Origin of the sequence: Glycomyces tenuis DSM 44171, from assembly GCF_000427885.1 — a bacterium.
In the GTDB taxonomy this organism is placed as follows: domain Bacteria; phylum Actinomycetota; class Actinomycetes; order Mycobacteriales; family Micromonosporaceae; genus Glycomyces; species Glycomyces tenuis.
In genome coordinates this window covers 93,500-110,979 of record NZ_ATYW01000011.1, presented here as the reverse complement: position 1 = coordinate 110,979, position 17,480 = coordinate 93,500, and the positions used below count along the sequence as shown (strand labels likewise).

General features: G+C 71.5%; 19 protein-coding genes. 11 read left to right on the top strand and 8 right to left on the bottom strand.

Annotation, left to right across the window (positions count from 1 at the left end):
- Positions 1 to 42: 42 nt before the first annotated feature.
- Both YWW_RS0114550 and YWW_RS30555 read left to right on the top strand, forming a co-directional pair.
- A complete protein-coding gene (locus YWW_RS0114550; protein WP_026930682.1) occupies positions 43 to 714 on the top strand; it encodes a response regulator transcription factor in 672 nt (223 codons plus the stop codon).
- Positions 711 to 1,880, top strand: coding sequence for a sensor histidine kinase (locus YWW_RS30555; RefSeq protein WP_035697641.1), 1,170 nt, complete (start codon positions 711 to 713; stop codon positions 1,878 to 1,880). Before YWW_RS0114550 ends, YWW_RS30555 begins: the two co-directional genes overlap by 4 nt.
- Here YWW_RS30555 and YWW_RS0114540 read toward each other — a convergent pair.
- Positions 1,870 to 2,658 carry a class I SAM-dependent methyltransferase gene (locus YWW_RS0114540; RefSeq protein ID WP_026930681.1) on the bottom strand — a complete coding sequence of 263 codons (789 nt, stop codon included), beginning with the start codon at positions 2,656 to 2,658 and terminating at the stop codon, positions 1,870 to 1,872. The genes YWW_RS30555 and YWW_RS0114540 overlap by 11 nt on opposite strands.
- Before the next feature lie 94 nt (positions 2,659 to 2,752).
- Between YWW_RS0114540 and YWW_RS0114535 the strand changes: the two genes are divergently transcribed.
- Positions 2,753 to 4,645, top strand: coding sequence for a serine/threonine-protein kinase (locus YWW_RS0114535; RefSeq protein ID WP_081687461.1), 1,893 nt, complete (start codon positions 2,753 to 2,755; stop codon positions 4,643 to 4,645).
- On the opposite strand, the gene YWW_RS34155 is transcribed toward YWW_RS0114535, so the two are convergent.
- Positions 4,642 to 5,085 carry a hypothetical protein gene (locus YWW_RS34155; protein WP_051325828.1) on the bottom strand — a complete coding sequence of 148 codons (444 nt, stop codon included), beginning with the start codon at positions 5,083 to 5,085 and terminating at the stop codon, positions 4,642 to 4,644. The two genes, YWW_RS0114535 and YWW_RS34155, sit on opposite strands and share 4 nt — an antisense overlap.
- 115 nt (positions 5,086 to 5,200) lie before the next feature.
- On the opposite strand from YWW_RS34155, the gene YWW_RS0114525 reads away from it, so the two are divergent.
- Entirely contained in the window at positions 5,201 to 5,995 is a 795-nt protein-coding gene (locus tag YWW_RS0114525) for an FHA domain-containing protein (protein WP_155830183.1), read from the top strand.
- 27 nt (positions 5,996 to 6,022) lie between these two features.
- Here YWW_RS0114525 and YWW_RS0114520 read toward each other — a convergent pair whose 3' ends face one another.
- The 6 genes from YWW_RS0114520 to YWW_RS0114495 all read right to left on the bottom strand — a co-directional run bounded on the left by YWW_RS0114520 (position 6,023) and on the right by YWW_RS0114495 (position 12,030).
- Positions 6,023 to 6,808 (bottom strand): ABC transporter permease, encoded by a 786-nt coding sequence (locus YWW_RS0114520; RefSeq protein ID WP_026930678.1) that lies wholly within the window; start codon positions 6,806 to 6,808, stop codon positions 6,023 to 6,025.
- A complete protein-coding gene (locus YWW_RS0114515) occupies positions 6,805 to 7,761 on the bottom strand; it encodes a daunorubicin resistance protein DrrA family ABC transporter ATP-binding protein (protein ID WP_026930677.1) in 957 nt (318 codons plus the stop codon). Before YWW_RS0114515 ends, YWW_RS0114520 begins: the two co-directional genes overlap by 4 nt.
- A 168-nt stretch (positions 7,762 to 7,929) precedes the next feature.
- Positions 7,930 to 8,448 carry an EXLDI protein gene (locus YWW_RS0114510; protein WP_026930676.1) on the bottom strand — a complete coding sequence of 173 codons (519 nt, stop codon included), beginning with the start codon at positions 8,446 to 8,448 and terminating at the stop codon, positions 7,930 to 7,932.
- A 162-nt stretch (positions 8,449 to 8,610) separates the two neighbouring features.
- Positions 8,611 to 9,300, bottom strand: a complete 690-nt coding sequence (locus YWW_RS0114505) for a glycoside hydrolase family 11 protein (RefSeq protein ID WP_026930675.1) — start codon at positions 9,298 to 9,300, stop codon at positions 8,611 to 8,613.
- Between the two features lie 603 nt (positions 9,301 to 9,903).
- Complete coding sequence (locus YWW_RS0114500; RefSeq protein ID WP_026930674.1) at positions 9,904 to 10,671, bottom strand: sporulation protein; 768 nt, start codon at positions 10,669 to 10,671, stop codon at positions 9,904 to 9,906.
- A gap of 66 nt (positions 10,672 to 10,737) precedes the next feature.
- Complete coding sequence (locus tag YWW_RS0114495) at positions 10,738 to 12,030, bottom strand: nicotinate phosphoribosyltransferase (RefSeq protein WP_026930673.1); 1,293 nt, start codon at positions 12,028 to 12,030, stop codon at positions 10,738 to 10,740.
- A 145-nt stretch (positions 12,031 to 12,175) separates the two neighbouring features.
- Here YWW_RS0114495 and YWW_RS30545 point away from each other — a divergent pair, with 145 nt between their 5' ends.
- The 7 genes from YWW_RS30545 to YWW_RS0114460 all read left to right on the top strand — a co-directional run bounded on the left by YWW_RS30545 (position 12,176) and on the right by YWW_RS0114460 (position 17,462).
- Positions 12,176 to 13,429, top strand: a complete 1,254-nt coding sequence (locus YWW_RS30545; protein WP_051325827.1) for an MFS transporter — start codon at positions 12,176 to 12,178, stop codon at positions 13,427 to 13,429.
- Positions 13,430 to 13,473: 44 nt separating this feature from the next.
- Positions 13,474 to 13,956 (top strand): M67 family metallopeptidase, encoded by a 483-nt coding sequence (locus tag YWW_RS0114485; RefSeq protein ID WP_026930672.1) that lies wholly within the window; start codon positions 13,474 to 13,476, stop codon positions 13,954 to 13,956.
- 64 nt (positions 13,957 to 14,020) lie between these two features.
- A complete protein-coding gene (locus YWW_RS0114480) occupies positions 14,021 to 14,299 on the top strand; it encodes a MoaD/ThiS family protein (protein ID WP_026930671.1) in 279 nt (92 codons plus the stop codon).
- A gap of 56 nt (positions 14,300 to 14,355) precedes the next feature.
- Positions 14,356 to 15,306: a cysteine synthase gene (locus YWW_RS0114475; protein WP_026930670.1), complete on the top strand. Its 951-nt coding sequence runs from the start codon at positions 14,356 to 14,358 to the stop codon at positions 15,304 to 15,306.
- A gap of 25 nt (positions 15,307 to 15,331) precedes the next feature.
- Positions 15,332 to 15,736 carry a hypothetical protein gene (locus tag YWW_RS0114470; RefSeq protein ID WP_026930669.1) on the top strand — a complete coding sequence of 135 codons (405 nt, stop codon included), beginning with the start codon at positions 15,332 to 15,334 and terminating at the stop codon, positions 15,734 to 15,736.
- A gap of 157 nt (positions 15,737 to 15,893) precedes the next feature.
- A complete protein-coding gene (gene murI / locus YWW_RS0114465) occupies positions 15,894 to 16,697 on the top strand; it encodes a glutamate racemase (protein ID WP_026930668.1) in 804 nt (267 codons plus the stop codon).
- A 6-nt stretch (positions 16,698 to 16,703) separates the two neighbouring features.
- On the top strand, positions 16,704 to 17,462 hold the full coding sequence (locus YWW_RS0114460; RefSeq protein ID WP_026930667.1) for an MBL fold metallo-hydrolase: 759 nt from the start codon (positions 16,704 to 16,706) through the stop codon (positions 17,460 to 17,462).
- The last annotated feature ends 18 nt before the right edge of the window (positions 17,463 to 17,480 follow it).

Below are 17,480 nucleotides of genomic sequence, written 5' to 3'. Positions count from 1 at the left end.
CGCCCGGCACACTTGCCGACGGACCGGGCGAGAGGATGGGGTATGCGCGTACTGGTGGTGGAGGACGAGCGGATGCTCGCCGACGGCATAGCCGAGGGCCTGCGCGCCGAGGCGATGGCCGTCGACGTCTGCTACGACGGCGACTCGGCGCGGCTGCGCCTGGCCGTCTACGACTACGACGTGGCGATCCTGGACCGGGACCTGCCGCGCGTCGGCGGCGACGAGCTGTGCCGGAAGGTCGTCGAGGGCCCGCACGGCACCCGCGTCCTCATGCTGACCGCCGCCGCCGAGGTCGGCGACCGCGTCGAGGGCCTCTCGCTCGGCGCCGACGACTACCTCGGCAAGCCCTTCGCGTTCGCCGAGCTCGTCGCCCGCGTCCGCGCCCTGGCCAGGCGCTCGGCCCCGGCCGTGCCGCCGGTGCTCGAATTCGACGGCATCAGCGTCGACACCGCCCGCCGCCAGGTGTTCCGCGACGGACGCTACCTGTCGCTGTCCAAGAAGGAGTTCGGGGTGCTCGTGGAGCTGCTCCGCGCCGACGGCGCCGTGGTCTCATCGGAGCGGCTGCTGGAGAAGGCCTGGGACGAGCACATCGACCCGGCCACGAACGTGGTGCGAGTGACGATGATGACGTTGCGGCGCAAGCTCGGCGACCCGCCGGTGATCGTCACCGTGCCCGGCTCGGGCTACGCCGTCAGAGAGGAGCCCGCACCATGAGGCTGCGCACGAGGCTGACCCTGTGGTACTCGGGGGCGTTCTTCGCCGCCGGCGCGGTTCTGATCACCGTGGTCTACCTGCTCGTCAGCGAGCGGCTGCGAAGCGGCGGGGAGATGAACGTGCTGCTCGGAGGGGCCGGCGGGGAGATCGAGGTCCGCGAGCTCACCGAGGCCGACACCGACGAGCGGCTGGCCCTCGCCGAGGAGATGACCCGGCGCCAGGAGACGGTCAACACCGAGACCCTCGAGGCCCTGCTGACCTGGTCGGCGATCGCGCTCCTGGCCGTCGGCCTGCTCGCCCTCGCCGTCGGCTGGCTCCTCGCGGGCCGCGCCCTGCGCCCGATCGACGCGATCACGAGCACCGCCCGGCGCGTGGCCGACCGCAGCCTGCACGAGCGCATCACCTTGCAGGGGCCGAACGACGAGCTCAAACGCCTCGCCGACACCTTCGACGAGATGCTCGCCCGGCTCGACCGGGCCTTCGAAGGGCAGCGGCGGTTCGTCGCCAACGCCTCCCACGAGCTGCGCACGCCCCTCGCCATCAATCGCACCCTCATCGAGGTGGCCGCGGCCGGGCCAGGCGCCGACCAGCGCTTGAAGACCCTCGCCGAGAACCTCCTCGCCGTCAACGCCCGCCACGAGCGGCTCATCGACGGCCTCCTGACGCTGGCGCGCACCGAGCACGCCTCGCCCGAGCCCGTGCCGGTCGACCTGGCCGACGTGGTGTCGCATGCGGCAGACGGGCTCGCCCGGGAGGCCGCCGACGCCGAGGTCGTGGTGCGCCTCGACGCCGCCGAGGCGGTGACCGCGGGCGACGCGACCCTCCTGGAGCGCCTGGTCGAGAACCTGATCGCCAACGCGATCAGGCACAACCACGCCGGCGGCCAGGTCACGGCCGTGACCGCCGTCCGCGACGGGAAGGCGGTCCTGAGCGTGTCCAACACCGGCCCGGTGGTGCCGCCCTACGAGGTCGACGCCCTGTTCGAGCCGTTCCGGCGCGGCCAGGGCCGCGACCGCGTCGACTCCTCCGGCGGCGTCGGGCTCGGCCTGTCGATCGTGGCGTCGGTGGCCCGTGCCCACGGCGCGGAGCTCGAGGCGGCCCCCAGGAGCGGCGGCGGCCTGCGCGTCTCGGTCGCCTTCCCGGCGGCCGGACCGTTCAGCCGCTGAGCGGCTCGTGCCGCAGCACGGCCAGGTACTCGTGGCGCTCGCGCAGCATGGCGGCGTGTCCGGCGTGGTCGCCGCCGAGGTCGACCGGCTCGCCGCCGGCGATGACCGCATCGAGCGCCAGGCCGGTGCCCTCCAGCAGCAGCCGCAGATCGGCCGGACCGTAGCAGCGGAGGCGCTGCGTGATCTTCCGCTCGGGTTCGGCCGCGTCCCACCAGGTGTCGACGGCGGTGGAGGAGACCGGGTCGAAGCTGAGGCGCTGCATCAGCTCGTGCTCGTAGCCGCGCTCCGGGTTCGGCGTGAGGTGGTCCTCCTCGCCGTCCCAGCTCGCCCACACCAGCGGGTTGAACACGTCGACGAGCGCGACCCCGTCCGGGGCCAGCCATTCGTCGCCGATGCGCCGCAGGAGACGGCGCTGCTCGGCGTCAGTGCCGATGCCGAAGCCGTTCCAGTAGGCGACGACGTCGAAGCGGCCGTCCAGCTCCACGGTGTAGAAGTCGCCCCGGATCACTCGCAGCGCCTCCGCGCCGAGACGGTCGGTGTGGACGGCGGCGCGGTCGGCCCGGTCGGTGAGCTCGACGCCGACCACCCGGTGCCCGGCCTCGGCGAAGGCCGCGGCGGTGTTGCCGTAGCCGCAGCCGAGTTCGAGGACGCGTCCCGGCTCGGCGCCGCGCAGGCGGTGCGCCTGCTCGACCCGTCCGCGATCGCGCTCGCCGATGCCGGATTCGGCTCGGCCCCACCAGTGTCCGGTGCGGGAGTAGAAGTCGTCGACCCAGTCCATGCCCCGACCTTAATCGGCGTGGCAAGCGGTTTGCCCGCCGTTCCGCGCCGCCGGTTCACTCGGACGCGTCGTCCGGGCGCTGCCGATTCGCCGCATGAGACAGCTTCGGACCGTTGCACTAAAGTTGGTCTCGATCACACGGGGTACGGTTCAAGGCTTCTACGGAGCGGAGACAGCGTTGCGCGCCGGGCAGATCGTTGGTGGACGGTATCGGCTTGAGGAGCGATTGGGCTCAGGCGCCCACGGGGAGGTGTGGCGCGCCGGCGACCTGGAGCTCGACCGCCCCGTCGCGATGAAACGGGCGCTCCTGGGCGGCGACCCGGCCGCCGCGGCGAAGCTCGGCCGCGAGGCCCGCATCCTCGCGAACATCAACCACCCCAACGTGGTCACGGTGCACGACTCCGTCGCCGAGGACGGCGACGCGTGGATCGTCATGGAGTACGTGCGCGGCGCCTCCCTCGCCGACCGGCCCCCCGCCTCCGTCGCCGAGGCCGCCCGGTACGGCGCCCAGCTCGCCGCCGGACTCGAGGCGGTGCACGCCAAGGGCGTCCTCCACCGGGATATCAAGCCCGCCAACGTCATGGTCACCGACCACGGCCTCGCGAAGCTCGCCGACTTCGGGATCTCCCGCAACGTCCACGCCGACGCGACGCTGACCGGCACCGGCATGGTCACCGGGACGCCCGGCTACGTCGCCCCCGAAGTGGTCCACGGCGGCCCCTCCACCGCCGAGTCCGACGTCTTCTCCCTGGGCGCCACCCTGTTCCACGCCGTCGAGGGCACCTCCCCGTTCGGGAACGACAACCCGCACGCACTGATCCTGCGGACCTCGCGGCACGAGCGGATCGCGCCGAGGAACGCCGGCGCGCTCGCCCCGGTGCTCGAGCGGATGCTGGACAACGACCCGCGGCGGCGCCCCCGCCCCGAGCGGCTGCGCCTCGAATTGGGCGCCATGAGCGGCGAGACGCCCGTCGGCGCCGCCGCGGAGACGAACCGGCTGCGCACCGCCGCCTGGGTCGTCTCCGCCGTCGCCGCAGTCCTGGTGCTCGCCGTCGCCGCGCTCGGCGCCTGGCGGTACCTGGGCCCCGCGGACGCCACCTTCGGCTCGCCCGGCGCCTCCGGATCGGACACGGCCGAAGGGGACATCCTCGGCGACCCCGCCACGCTCGACCCGTGCGCGCTGCTCGACGCCGAGGCCTTCGACGAGGTCGGCGAGGCCTGGCTCGCCGCCGACCGCGGCTCCTTCGTCCGCTGCGGCGCGATCGTGACCGTCCACAGCGGCAGCGAGGTCGAGATCGAGCTGCTGGTATACCGCACCGGCGACGAACCCGAGCTGGGCGAGATCGAGCAGGAGGGACGCATCGCCGTCATCCGCCACGAGCCCCAGCCCGAGGAGTGCGAGCGGACGCTGGCGCTCCCCGACGGCGAGCACTACATCTCAGTGGACGCCGAGCAGTCCCGGGACGGCGAGGCCGACCTGTGCGGCATCGCCGAGATCGCCGTCGGCACGGCGGTGTCGGTGATGAACGAGGGCCAGATCCCCAGACTCGCGAGCGAGCCCGACGCGAACTCGCTGATCCACGCCGACGCCTGCGCTCTGCTCGACAACGAGGCCCTGGAGCTGTTCCCCGGCGTCGACGCCACCCATCCCGTCACCACCTTCGGCGGCTGGGACTGCACCTGGCACTCGACGACCAGCGACCAGGACCTGCGGGTGCTGTTCGAGCGGATCAGGCCCCTCACCGCCGACGACGGCGAGGAGCTGACGATCGCCGGCCGCCAGGTCTTCCTCCAGCACGACCGCTGGAGTGACGACTCGTGCCTGGTGAGCATCGTCCACCTCGAACGGCCCAGTCCGGACCCCGACCGCACGACCACCGCCGAGGTGGTGCGCCTCCAGGTCCAAGGCGACGACCCCGTGGACGCGCTGTGCGATCAGGCCATGCTGCTCGCCGAGCCGCTGGCCGCCGCGCTGCCTCCGGTCTAGAAGCAGTCGACGGCGGGATAGAAGGTGACGACCGCCTCGCCGCCGCTGACCGAGCCCACGGTGAGCCCGAGGTCGTTGACCGACCCGCACCCGCCCGGGCTCGCGCTCATCGCGACGAACTCGGACGCCAGCGAGATGTTCTCCTCGTCGATGCCCGTCACCACGAGCACGTCGGTGCGGAACTCCGGGGCGAAGGCGATCTCGACGCCTTCGGTGACGACGACCTCGCACGAGCCGTCGTAGCAGGCCTCGTAGTCGGTGCCGTCGGCCGCCTCCTCGGGCGTGCCGTCGGTCGGCACCACTGTCGGCACCGGCTCCTCGGGGTCCGGCGCCTCGGCGGTCTCGGCATCGGATATGGAACCTTCCTCGCCCGCACCGCATCCGGCCAGAGCAAGCATGGCCGCCGCGGGCAGGGCGAGGAAGGAGACGGTGCGGGTCATGGTGCCTCCTCGGCTCGCAGAGTTGCCGCCGGTCCCGTTTATATCCGACACTGTCCGGGAGGGCTCCCCGCCGGACCGTGGCACGCTGGCGGCCAGGAGACACATGGAGGTCGACATGAGTGACATCCTTCAGGTCGAGGGACTGGAACCACTGCCGCCGCAGCACGCCAGCCTCGCGTTCGGCGTCGCCGAGACCACGCCCGGCACCATCTACGCGCTCTCGGTCTCGGGAGGCGTCCGCTTCCGCCCCAAGGAGGACCGGTTCGTCCTCTTCGGACGAAACCGGCCCGAGGTGCACGTGTGCGTCGGCGAGGACGACCGGCGCGTCAGCCGCAGCCAGGGCCGCGTCGCCCGCCGCGGCGATCACTGGTGGCTGCACAACGTCGGGCACCTGCCCTTGCAGCTGCCCGGGTCGCGGATGCTGTTCCCCGAGGACGAGCCGTTCCCGCTCGGCACCGGTTACACGCCGGTCTTCATCAGCGGCACCTCCCGCAGACGCCACCTGATGGAGCTGTACGTGACCGGCGACGACGGCCGCCTGCCCAGTCCCGCGCCCGAAGCCTCCACCCTGAAGGACAAGCCCTGGAAGCTCAGCGACGTCGAGCGGCTGGCGCTGGTGGCCCTGGCGCAGCGGTACCTGCTCCACGAGGCCTATCCGCAGCCGCTCGCCTGGCGGCAGGCCGCCGACCGGCTGGGGGAGCTCCAGCCCGACGCCGGCTGGACCCACAAGAAGGTCGAGCGCGTCGTCGCCGCGGTCCGCCGCCGCCTGTCCAAAGGAGGCGTGCCCGGCCTGACCCGCGACGAGGTCGGCGAACCGGTCGGCAACATGCTCAACCACAACCTGATCGTCGAGCTGCTCCACTCCCGCACCCTCGTCCCGCCGGACCTGCGCTTCCTCGGCGACGACTGAGGCGGGCCCGCGGGCCCGCCCCCCGGCCTACCGCCGGTTGAACCTGGCCCTGGAGACCAGGTAGCCGAACAGGCCGATCGCCGCCGCCCACGCGACGGTCAGCGCCAGATCGCCTCCCGCGACGCCGGTGCCGTCGAGCAGGCCGCGCGTGACCTCGATCCACGGCGTGAACGGCTGGTACTCGGCGAACCACCGCATCGCGCCCGGCATCGACTCCGTCGGCACGAAGGCCGAGCCCATGAACGGCAGCAGCAGCAGCGGCATCGGCGTGTTGCTGGCGGTCTCGACGCTCTTGGCGGTCATGCCGGCCGCCACCGTGATCCAGGTGAGCGCGAACGCGATCAAGGCGAGCACGCCGAGCAGCGCGAGCCAGTCGCCCGGGCCCGCCTCGGGCCGGTAGCCGATCGCGACGGCGATGCCCAGCACCACCGCCAGCCCCAGGAGGATCTGGACCATGCTGGCGAGCACGTGCCCGGTCAGGACCGAGACCCTCGCGATGGCCATGGTGCGGAAGCGGTCGACGATCCCCTCGGTCATGTCCATCGCGACGCCGATCGACGTCCCCTGCACGGCCCCGGCGATCGCGATCATCAGGATCCCCGGCGTCACGTACGCCAGGTAGGCGTCCCTGCCGCCGCCCGGCCCGCCGAGGCCGTCGCCGAGCGTGCCGCCGAAGACGTAGACGAACAGCAGCAGGAAGACCACCGGCATCCCGATGACCATCCCGGTCAGGGACGGGTAGCGGGCCATGTGCCGGAGCTGTCGGCGGAACATGGTCGCGGTGTCGTTGAGGGCGTGGTTCACGGTGCTCATCGCGTGGACTCCTTGCGGTGTTCGGGCCGCCCGGTCAGGGCGAGGAAGACGTCGTCGAGGTCGGGGGTGCGGATCGTCAGGTCCTCGACCTCGATGGACTCGCCGTCGAGGGCCTCGATCAGGGATCGCAGCGAGGCGACGGAGCCGTCGCCGGGCACCTGGACGGTGAGCTGCTCGGGGTCGGAGGCGGTGGCCCCCAGGAGGTTCGCGGCCTTCTCGAGCTGGTCGAGGCGGTGCAGCCGCAGGCTGACGTGGCCGCCGGGGACGAGCCGCTTGAGCTCCTCGGCGCTGCCTTCGGCGACGATCCGGCCGCCGTCGAGGACGGCGATCCGGTCGGCCAGCTGGTCGGCCTCCTCCAGGTACTGGGTGGTCAGGAAGATGGTGACGCCGCCCGCCACCAGCTCGCGGATGATCGTCCACATGGTGCGGCGGGTGCGCGGGTCGAGGCCGGTGGTGGGCTCGTCGAGGAAGATGACGCGCGGCTCGCCCATGAGGCTCATCGCCAGGTCCAGGCGGCGCTTCATGCCGCCGGAGTAGGTGGACGGGAGCCGCCCGGCGGCGCCGACCAGGTCGAACTGCTCGAGGAGTTCGGCGGCACGGCGGCGGGTCTCCCTGCGCCCCAGGTGGTGCAGGCGGCCCATCAGGTGCAGGTTCTCGGCGCCGGTGAGCAGCTTGTCGACGGCGGCGAACTGGCCGGTGACGCCGATGGCCTCGCGGACGCGGTCGGCGTCGCGGGCCACGTCGCGGCCGCCGACGAAGGCCTCGCCGCCGTCGGCGCCGATGAGCGTGGACAGGATGTTGACGGTGGTGGTCTTGCCGGCTCCGTTGGGGCCCAGCAGGGAGAAGATCGTCCCTTCGGGCACGGCGAGGTCGACGCCGTCGAGGACGGTGCTGTCGCCGTATGACTTGCGGAGGCCGCGGGCCTCGATGGCCAGTGGTTTCGCGGTGGACATGATGCCTCGTTTCGAGAGCGGGACGGGGAATGCGTCCCGGTTTGACTGTGCTTTGTAGACTGATTTCGAGCGCAGGCTCCGCCCCCGGGGGCCTTGCGGCGCATGGTCGGGGACGGCCCGGGCGCTCAGCGGGCGGGCCGGTGCGGCGCGGCGGGTGCCGCGCGGGTGTCAGATGTCGAGGTCTTCGACCGGCGGGGCCTCTCCGGCGGCGGCGACCATCTCGTAGAGTTCGGCGGGGACCTTCTCCTTGAGCTCCTCAAGGGTGTCGACGACTTCGAGGGTGCCCTCCTCGGGGCCGATCGCCCACGTCTGCTCGCCCATGCCGAGCGCGCCCCTCCAGCCGGTCTCGCTCTTGTCGTGCTTGACGTCCGGCGTGCGCTCGGTGTGGATCACGTACTTGCCGGTGCGCGAGCGGTAGACCCGGCAGATCTCGGCGCGCTTGCTGTCGCCCCGGCCCCATTCGCCGAGCTTGACGCCGACGAAGCGCTGGCGGCGGCGCTTGCGGGCCGGGCCGTAGCCGACCTTCACGGTGATCTCGTCATAGCCCGCCAGGCGCCCCTCCTCGGCCTCGACGTACTTGCGCAAGGCCTTCGCGATGGCCTTGGACAGGTTGCCGCCCGCGAGCTCCTGCGCCCGGTCGTAGAGCGGCAGGTCCTTGTCGGAAACGTAGATCGTCTTGTTGGGCATGGCGGCATCTTAACCTCCTCGGCGGCTCGGTTATGAGTATACGTATATCATATACGTATACGTATGCCTTCCGCAAGCCCCGGACATGCCAGTGGCGCGGTGGCCTAGGCCACCGCGCCACAGGTGCGGTCGGGGAGCGGGACGCCCGCCGGGAGGCGGTCGTCAGCTCACCGTGATGTCGGAGCTGCCGGAGCTCTGGTAGCCCTCGGTCGCCATGATCATGTAGTAGCTGAAGCTGCCGAGGTTCATCCCGGCCTGGGCCCAGGCGTCGAAGTGCTCGCCGGTGTTGATGGTGCCGGAGCTGCGGAGGCTCTGGCGGACGCTCCAGTACTGCGGGAAGGTCTGGGTGCCCTCCACCGACGGGGCGTTGTACCGCATGGAGTGGAGGAGGGTGTACGTGCCGCTGGAGGTGTTGAGCGTGCCGCGCTGCTCGGCGCCGCTGCTGGGGTTGTACGGGCCGTGGGATTCGACGATGTAGTACTCCACCAGCGGGTTGGAGGTCCAGCCGTAGAGCGCGAGGTAGCCGTTGCTGCCGTGGTTGACCCAGCCGTCGTAGGTGACGGTGCGGCGCCCGCCGTTGGCCCAGCCCTTGCCGCCGACCCAGTTGTTGGTGCCGTTCCACTGGGAGGTGTAGTTCCCGCCGGGGCCCAGGGTCATGGACACCGAGCCCTGGCTGTCGGTCCAGAACGAGTAGTAGTAGCCGTTGTGCGTGCCCTCCTGGTTGGTGGTGATGGTGTCCTGGGCGCTCGCGGTGCCCTTCGCCAGCAGCGCGGAGCCGCCCAGCGCCAGGGCGCCCGCGCCGCCGAGCAGGAGGCTTCTGCGCCTGAGCGGGTTGGGTTTGTCGATGGACATGCTTCCTCCTTGTGCGGGCCGGCGGGAGGCCGGCCGGCGCGGCGCGACCTGAGGGCCCCGGTGGACGAGGCCGCCCGCCGGCATCGCGCGACGCAGTGAGTTCTGGTCGGTCGTCGTGCGGCCGACGACTGGAGGATCGGGCCGCACGAGGCGACTCGGATCGACAGTCGTCGATGCCGCCGACAGCAACAGTATTGTCCGGCTCCGCCGGTTTGTCAATAATTTCCGGAAATTTCTCGATAATCCAATTTGGTCGGTTTGCTCCGCGGAGTAGCGTCATGCCTGCGTACCGCCATCGAAAAACCGCGAAACTCGGAACAGAACGATGAGCGACGCGACGACAAGGCCGAGAATCGGGCCTTCAGTACTGAAACTTCCGGAGAACTTCCGGGGTGTCCGCGAGCGCTGCGCGGCGGCGCTGTGCGGCACCCGGCGAGCGGCGAGCGCATCGTCGCGCGGAGGCGGCGCTCCGCTCGGGCCGATCCGAAGGCCGCCTCCCGCCGCGCCCTGCCGCCGCGCCCGATGGAGAAGGCCGGCCCGGCCACCGCGTCGCGCGGTGGCCGGGCCGGCCGTCGTCAAGCTGTGTCGTACGGGCTTCCGGTGTCAGATGCCCTTGCGCTGGATGAGCTGCTCGAGCTGGGCGCGCACCGTCTCGGTGATGTCGCCGGCCTCGTCGGTGGCGATGCCGAAGCGCACGAAGCGGTTGTGGTCGGGGGTGAGCAGGCCGCCGGGGTTGTCGGTCTGGAAGATCACGTCGGTGTTCGACTGGCTCGCCACGAACGTCACCTCGACCTCCTTGAGCTTGTCGGCGAACTCACCGGTGGCCCAGTACTCGACCTCCTGGTAGAACGGCATGTGCGAGCCCGCGATCGTGCCCTTCTCGAGGTCGGCGGACTGGAAGACGAAGCCCAGCCCCTCGAGGGCGTCCATCACCGCGGCCTGGACCGGCAGCGGCTCGATCGTCAGCTCGTCCAGATCGCCCTTGTCGAAGGCGTTGTCGAGCGCGAGCTTGGTGGCCACGCCGAGCTTCATGCCCGGCAGCGGGCGCCCCGCGACGGTGCTCAGCGGCGTCTCCCACGGGACGGCGGCCTCGAAGTCGATGGAGTGGCCGGTCCCGGGCGCGAGGTTGAACGGGCCGGAGACCTGAGCGGAGAAGAAGTCGGTCGTGAACGTCTTCTCCTCTCCCTTGGAGTCGTCCTCGACGACGGCGGTGTACTCGATCTCGATGCCCTCGACCTTTCCGGGCACTTCACCGCCGGTGAACGACACCGAGCCCGGGAGCGTCCCACCGGGAGTGATGTGGGTGCTGGTCAAAGTGGTGTCGACGGAGATTCCGACACCGAAGACCGACTTGACAATGTTGAACACCACTGGGGTGAGTCCTTTCCGGGAGGATCTTGGGGGAGTTGCTCAATCGGGTGACTGAATCGTATCGTGCTAGCTGGCAGAGCGCATCACTACCGGCACGGCGGGATCGCCCGGGGAGAGTTTCAGTCCCTCCCAAGGGATCGAGATCAGCCGCTGGCGGAGCAGCTCGCGCGATTCGTCGAGACTCGGCTGCGGGACGAGCTCCCCGCCGCGCAGCAGCGGTGTCTGGAGGCGCTTGTCCCCGGGCGCCGACTCGGGCTCCCCTTGGGAGACCACGACCTCCTCGACGGCGGTGCCGGTCGGCTTGTGCCGCCTGACCGCGGTCTTGCGTCCTCCCGTGGTGCCCTTGTGCTCCGAGCGCTTGGCGACCGGTCGTCCCTCCACTTCGACCAGTTTGTACACCAGTTGCGCCGTCGGCGCGCCCGAGCCGATCACCACCGCCGTCCCGGCCCCGTACATGTCCACCGGCGCGGCGGCCAGCGCCGCGATCGAGTACTCGTCGAGGTCGCCGGAGACGACGATCTTGGTGTCCGTCGCGCCCAGCTCGTCGAGCAGCTCCCGGGCGCCGGTCGCCATGACGTCCAGGTCGCCCGAGTCGATCCGGATCGAGCGGAGTCTGGGGCCGGCGACCTCGATGGCGTTGCGGATGCCCTGGGTGATGTCGTAGGTGTCGACCAAGAGCGTCGTCTCGGTGCCGAACGCGGCGATCTGCGCCTCGAACGCGGCCGTCTCGGAGGAGTGCAGGAGCGTGAAGGCGTGCGCGCTGGTGCCCGCCGTGGGCACCCCGTAGCGGCGCCCGGCCTCCAGATTGGACGTCGCGGCGAATCCGGCGAGGTAGGCCGCCCTCGAGGAGGCGATGGCGGCGGCCTCGTGGGTGCGCCGCGAGCCCATCTCCAGGATCGGGCGCCCCCGCGCGGCGGTGACCATGCGGGCCGCCGCCGAGGCCACGGCCGAGTCGTGGTTGAGGATCGACAGCGTCAGCGTCTCCAGCAGGATCCCTTCGGCGAAGGTGCCCGTGACGGTCACGATCGGGGAGCCGGGGAAGTACAGCTCGCCCTCGGCGTAGACGTCGATGTCGCCGGAGAAGCGGTAGTCGGCCAGCCAGGAGGCCGTGTCGTCGCTGATGACCCGGTTGGCGGTGAGGTCGGTGAGGATCGCCTCGTCGAAGCGGAAGCGGCCGATCGCCTCGCCGAGGCGCCCGATCCCGGCGACCACGCCGTAGCGGCGGCCGGTCGGCAGGCGGCGGCCGAACACCTCGAACACGCATGGGCGGTCGGCGGTGCCGTCGCGCAGCGAGGCCTCGAGCATCGTGTACTCGTAGTGGTCGGTGTACAGGGGCGTGCGCGGGAGCGTGACGGACATGCGACGAGCCTAATGCACGAGCACGATTCGCACTCCGGCTTGCCTTCGGGCTTCCCGGCGGCGGGGTCGGGCGTCGCGGGGCCTACGCTGGAAAAGGCTTGCCTAGCCGGTCGGCCAGTAGCCGACTCCCCCCAAGGAGCGCCCCGTGATCGCCCGCACCGCCGAACGGAAGTTCTCCGGCCCGCGCATGGTCGTCATCGCGACCCTCGCCATGGGCCTGACCGCGCCCGGCCAGACCGCCTCCATCTCGGTCTTCATCGACCCGATGATCGCCGACCTCGGCCTCGGCCGCACCGCCGTCTCCGGCGCCTACATGATCGGCACGCTCGCGGGCGCCTTCGCCCTGCCGTGGGTGGGCCGCGCGGTCGACCGGTACGGCGTGCGCCGCGTCATGTCCGTCGTCGTGGTCGCCTTCGGCTCGGCCTGCGTCGGCCTGTCCTTCGCGCAGAACCTCGTCGGCCTCGCCTTCGGCTTCATCGGCGTCCGCATGCTCGGCCAGGGCGCGCTCGGCCTGTGCGCGGCCACGCTCGTCGCCCGCTGGTACGCCAAGCGGCGCGGCCGCGTGCTCAGCGTCCAGATCGCCGTCGGCGGCGGCATCATCGCCCTCTCCCCGGTCCCGCTCGAGCGGATCATCGCCGCCTCCGACTGGCGCACCGCGATGCTCGTCGAAGGCGCCGTCGTCGTGGGCGTCCTGCTGCCCCTGGCCCTGATCTGGGCCCGTAGCCGCCCCGCCGACCTCGGCCAGTTCGTCGACGGGGACCCGGCCAACGGCCGCGGCTCGCGCGCCGAATGGGGCGCCACCCGCGCCGAGGCGGTCCGCCAGCCGTTCTTCTGGGTCCTGGTGGGCGTCTTCGCCACCGCCGGGTTCTTCAACGCCGCCATCGGCTTCCACCTCATCGCCCTGCTCGGCGAGCGCGGCCTGTCGGCCACCGAGGCCGCCGCGAACTTCCTGCCGCAGGCGATCGCCGGGACCGCCGCCACCCTCCTGGTCGGCTCCGTGATCGACCGGGCCAGCCCCCGGCTGGTCATCGCCGTCTCCATGCTCGCCTTCGCCGCCGCCTTCGCCTGGGGCACCGTCGCCGAACCCGGCTGGTCGGCCGTCGGCTTCGGCGTCGTCTTCGGCGCCTGCGGCAACGCCTTGCGCGCCATCGAGAACGGCATCACCCCGCAGCTGTTCGGCACCGCCCACATCGGCGCCATCCGCGGCGTCGTCTCCGGCGTCACCATCACGTGCAGCTCCTTCGCGCCCCTGCTCTACTCGCTGTTCTACGCCTGGACCGGCTCGTTCTCCCTGGTGCTGTGGCTGTCCGCGCTCGTCCCGCTCGCGGTCATGGTGGGCGCGCTCACCGCCCCGCTGCCCCGCGCTCATCATGAAGCGCAGTCGCGTCTCACCACCTGAGCGACGGCGGCGACGAGGCCGCCGCCGCGTGTACGCTTGTCGGCGTGTTGCGGATAGCGCATGAACTGGTCGAGGCGGTGGTCGCCCACGCCCGGGCCGACCACCCGGACGAGGCGTGCGGACTCATCGTCGGCCCCGAGGGCACGGGAGAGCCGAGACGGCACGTCCCGATGACCAACGCCGCCCGCTCCACGACCTTCTACGAGTTCGACGCCGAAGAGTGGAAACGCGTCTACGACGAGATGTGGGACAGGGACGAGGAAGTCGTCGTCGCCTACCACTCCCACACCGCCACCGAGGCCCGCCCCTCGCGCTCCGACATCGGGATCGCCTCCGAGATGGGCCTCCCGCAGGCGCACTACGTGCTCGTGACCACCCGCGACCCCGACATCGCCGAGGTCCGGTCGTTCCGCATCGCCGACGGCGAGGCCGCCGAGGAGCCCATCGAGGCGGTCGGCGGCGCCGACGCGGTGCAGACGTACAAGTTCGCGCACAGCCCCGACTCGACCGTCTACGACTGTCACTGAACCGCCGCCGCCCCGGGCGGCGAGACGAGTCCGCCGTTTTCCCATGATCGAAGAAGGAATCTCCATGTCCGTTGAAGTCCGCGTACCCACCATCCTGCGCAGCCACACCGGCGGCCAGAAGGTCGTCTCCGGCTCCGGCGACACCCTCGCCGAGCTGTTCGAGAACCTCGACGCCGCCCACACCGGCCTCAAGGCCCGCATCGTCACCGACGAGGGGCACCTGCACCGCTTCGTCAACGTCTACGTCAACGACGAGGACGTCCGCTTCATCGGCGGCCTCGAGGCGAAGCTGTCCGACGGCGACTCGGTCACGATCCTGCCCGCCGTCGCGGGCGGCATGTGAGGGCGAGCCGTCGTGGGCCCGCGCCCGACGACTCGCCCTGAAGGGGCGTGAGCACCGTGACCCGCTTCGCCGACATCACCGCCACCCTCGGCGACACGCCGCTGGTCGGCCTGCCGAGGCTCTCCCCGTCCCCCGAGGTCCGGCTGTGGGCCAAGCTCGAAGGAGCCAACCCCACCGGCTCGGTCAAGGACCGCGTGGCCGCCAAGATGATCGAGGCCGCCGAGGACGAGGGCCGCCTCACCGAGGGCAGCACCATCCTGGAGCCCACCTCGGGCAACACCGGCATCGCCGTCGCCATGCTCGCGCGCCGCAAGGGCTACCGCCTGGTGTGCGTCATGCCGGAGAACACCTCGGCCGAGCGCCGCCAGCTTCTGACGGCCTTCGGCGCCGAGATCGTGTTCTCACCGGCCGCCGGCGGCTCCAACGCCGCCGTCGCCAAGGCCCGCCAGATGGCCGCCGAGCGCCCCGACTGGGTCATGCTCAACCAGTACGCGAACCCGGCCAACGAGGCCGCCCACTACGAGGGCACCGGCCCCGAGCTGCTGCGCGACCTGCCGGGCATCACGCACTTCGTCGCCGGGCTCGGCACCACCGCGACCCTCATGGGCGTCGGCCGCTACCTCACCGAGCGCGTCCGGGACGTCCAGATCGTCGCCGCCGAGCCCCGCTACGGCGAGCTCGTCTACGGCCTGCGGAACCTCGACGAGGGCTTCGTGCCCGAGCTGTACGACGAGAAGGTCCTCACCAGGCGGCTGTCCGTCGGCACCGAGGACGCGCTGGCCCGCACCCGGGAGGTCCTCGCCGCCGAAGGCCTGTTCGTGGGCCTGTCGACCGGCGCGGTCCTCCACGCCGGGCTCGCGCTCGCCCGCGAGGCCGAACGCGCCGGCCGCGCCGCCGACATCGCGCTGCTGGTGGCCGACGGCGGCTGGAAGTACCTGTCGACCGGCGCCTACTCCGCGGGCCTCGACGCCGCCGTGGACACCTTGGACGGCCAGGTATGGGCTTGAGCGCCCAGCTTGCTAGCCTGGCCGCATGAGTTCCACCGAGCAGACGAGCACGTTCCTCTCGGGGAGCGCCGTGGACATCCCCCGCCAGGGCGCCTCGCCGCTCGGCGGCGGTGACGGCGCGGCGTCCGCCGGGTCCGGCACCGCCGCGGCCGAGCCGCAGCGGGTGCGGCTGCGGCGCCTGGCCGGCGTCGCCGTGTGGGCGCTCGCGCTGGTCCTGGCCGGCTCGGCCTCGGCGATCGTGGGCCTGTTCCACATCTTCGGCGACGGCCCCGGCTGGTTCACCCCGGCGTTCATCACCACCGGCGTGGTCGGGATGCTGCTGACGATGATGGCGTTCGCGACGCTGCGCTTCAAGGGCGTGCCGTGGATGTTCATGGGCGCCGCGTCCGTGACGCTGCTGGCCGCTTTCGCGATGCTCTCGATGGCCTGACCGGCCCCGCCGCGGCAGGGCCGCGACACCTTTTTCTGTGGCGAGCGCCACCATGTCATTTTGGCGACAATCCCGTGCCGAGGGGCGGCGCCGTCGGCCTTTCCGGACGTACGCTCGGAGCCCATGAACGCCCACGATGACGCATGCGGAAGCGTAGATGAATAATGCGCCCATCGGGATCTTCGACTCCGGTGTCGGGGGCCTGACCGTCGCCCGAGCGGTCGCAGAGCAGCTGCCCGCCGAACGGCTGGTCTACGTCGGCGACACCGAGCACGTCCCGTACGGCCCCAGACCGATCGCCGAAGTCAGGAAGCTCACCCTCGACATCTGCGACCACCTGGTCCAACAGGAGGTCAAAGCGTTGGTGATCGCCTGCAACTCGGCGTCGGCGGCCAGCCTGGCCGACATCCGGGACCGCTACGACATCCCGGTCGTCGAGGTCATCCGGCCCGCGGTCCGCCGCGCGCTCGCGACCACGAGGACCGGCCGGATCGGAGTGATCGGGACGCGGTCGACGATCGCCTCGGGGGCCTACCTCGACGCCTTCAACGCCGTGCCGGACGTGGAGGTGAGCGCGGCGGCCTGCCCGGCGTTCGTCGACTTCGTGGAACGGGGAGTGACAACCGGCCGACAGCTCCTGGGCCTGGCCCAGGGGTACCTTGAGCCGCTACAGCAGTCCGGCGTCGACACGGTCGTCCTGGGCTGCACCCACTACCCGCTGTTGTCGGGGCTCATAGGACTGGTGATGGGAGAGGACGTGACGCTGGTGTCGTCCGCGGACGAGAGCGCCCGCGAACTGTACCGCGTGCTCACCGAGCGCGAACTCCTCGCCGAACGCGAGGAGCCCGCCCAGCACGCGTTCTACGCCACCGGCGACCCGGAGGCCTTCACCCGCACCGCACGCCGCTTCCTGGGCAACCTGTTCCCGAACGCCGCGGCGGCAGCACTGGACGAGGTGTGATCTGCCATGAAACTCACTGTGATCGGATGCGCCGGCTCCTTCCCGGCACCCGACACGCCCTGCTCGGCCTACCTGGTGGAGGCCGGCGGGCACCGCCTGCTGATCGACTTCGGCACCGGCTCGCTCGGCGAGCTCCAGAAGCACCTCGACCCGCACCTGCTCGACGCGGTCATCATCACCCACCTCCACGCCGACCACTTCTTCGACAGCTGCGCCTACGCGGTCATGCGCCGCTACGCGCCCGCCGCGCCGAAGCACCCGATCCCGCTGTACGGGCCCGCGGGCGTCGCCGAGCGCATCGTCGCCGCCTACGGCGGCCAGGGCGAGCTGTGCCACCCGTCGATGCGCGACGTCTACGACTTCCGCGAACTGCAGCCCGGCGCCTTCGAATCGGGGCCGCTGTCGATCACCGTCGACCGCGTCGCACACCCGGTCGAGACTTTCGGCGTCCGCGTCGAGCACGCCGGGTCCTCCCTGGCGTACTCCTCCGACACCGGCCCGTGCGAGGCGTTCGAATCCCTCGCCGCCCATTGCGACGTGCTCCTCGCCGAGGCGTCCTACCTGGAAGGCCGCGAGAACCCGAAGGACGTCCACCTCACCGGCAAGGAGGCCGGCGACTACGCCACCAAGGCCGGCGCCGGACGCCTCCTCCTCACCCACCTGGTGGAGCCGTGGGGCTCGCGCGAGGCGACCCTCGCCGAGGCCCGAGGCGCCTACACCGGCCCCGTCGAAGTGGTCAGGCCGGGACAGGTCTACGAGTTTTGATACCCGCTTGGCACAATC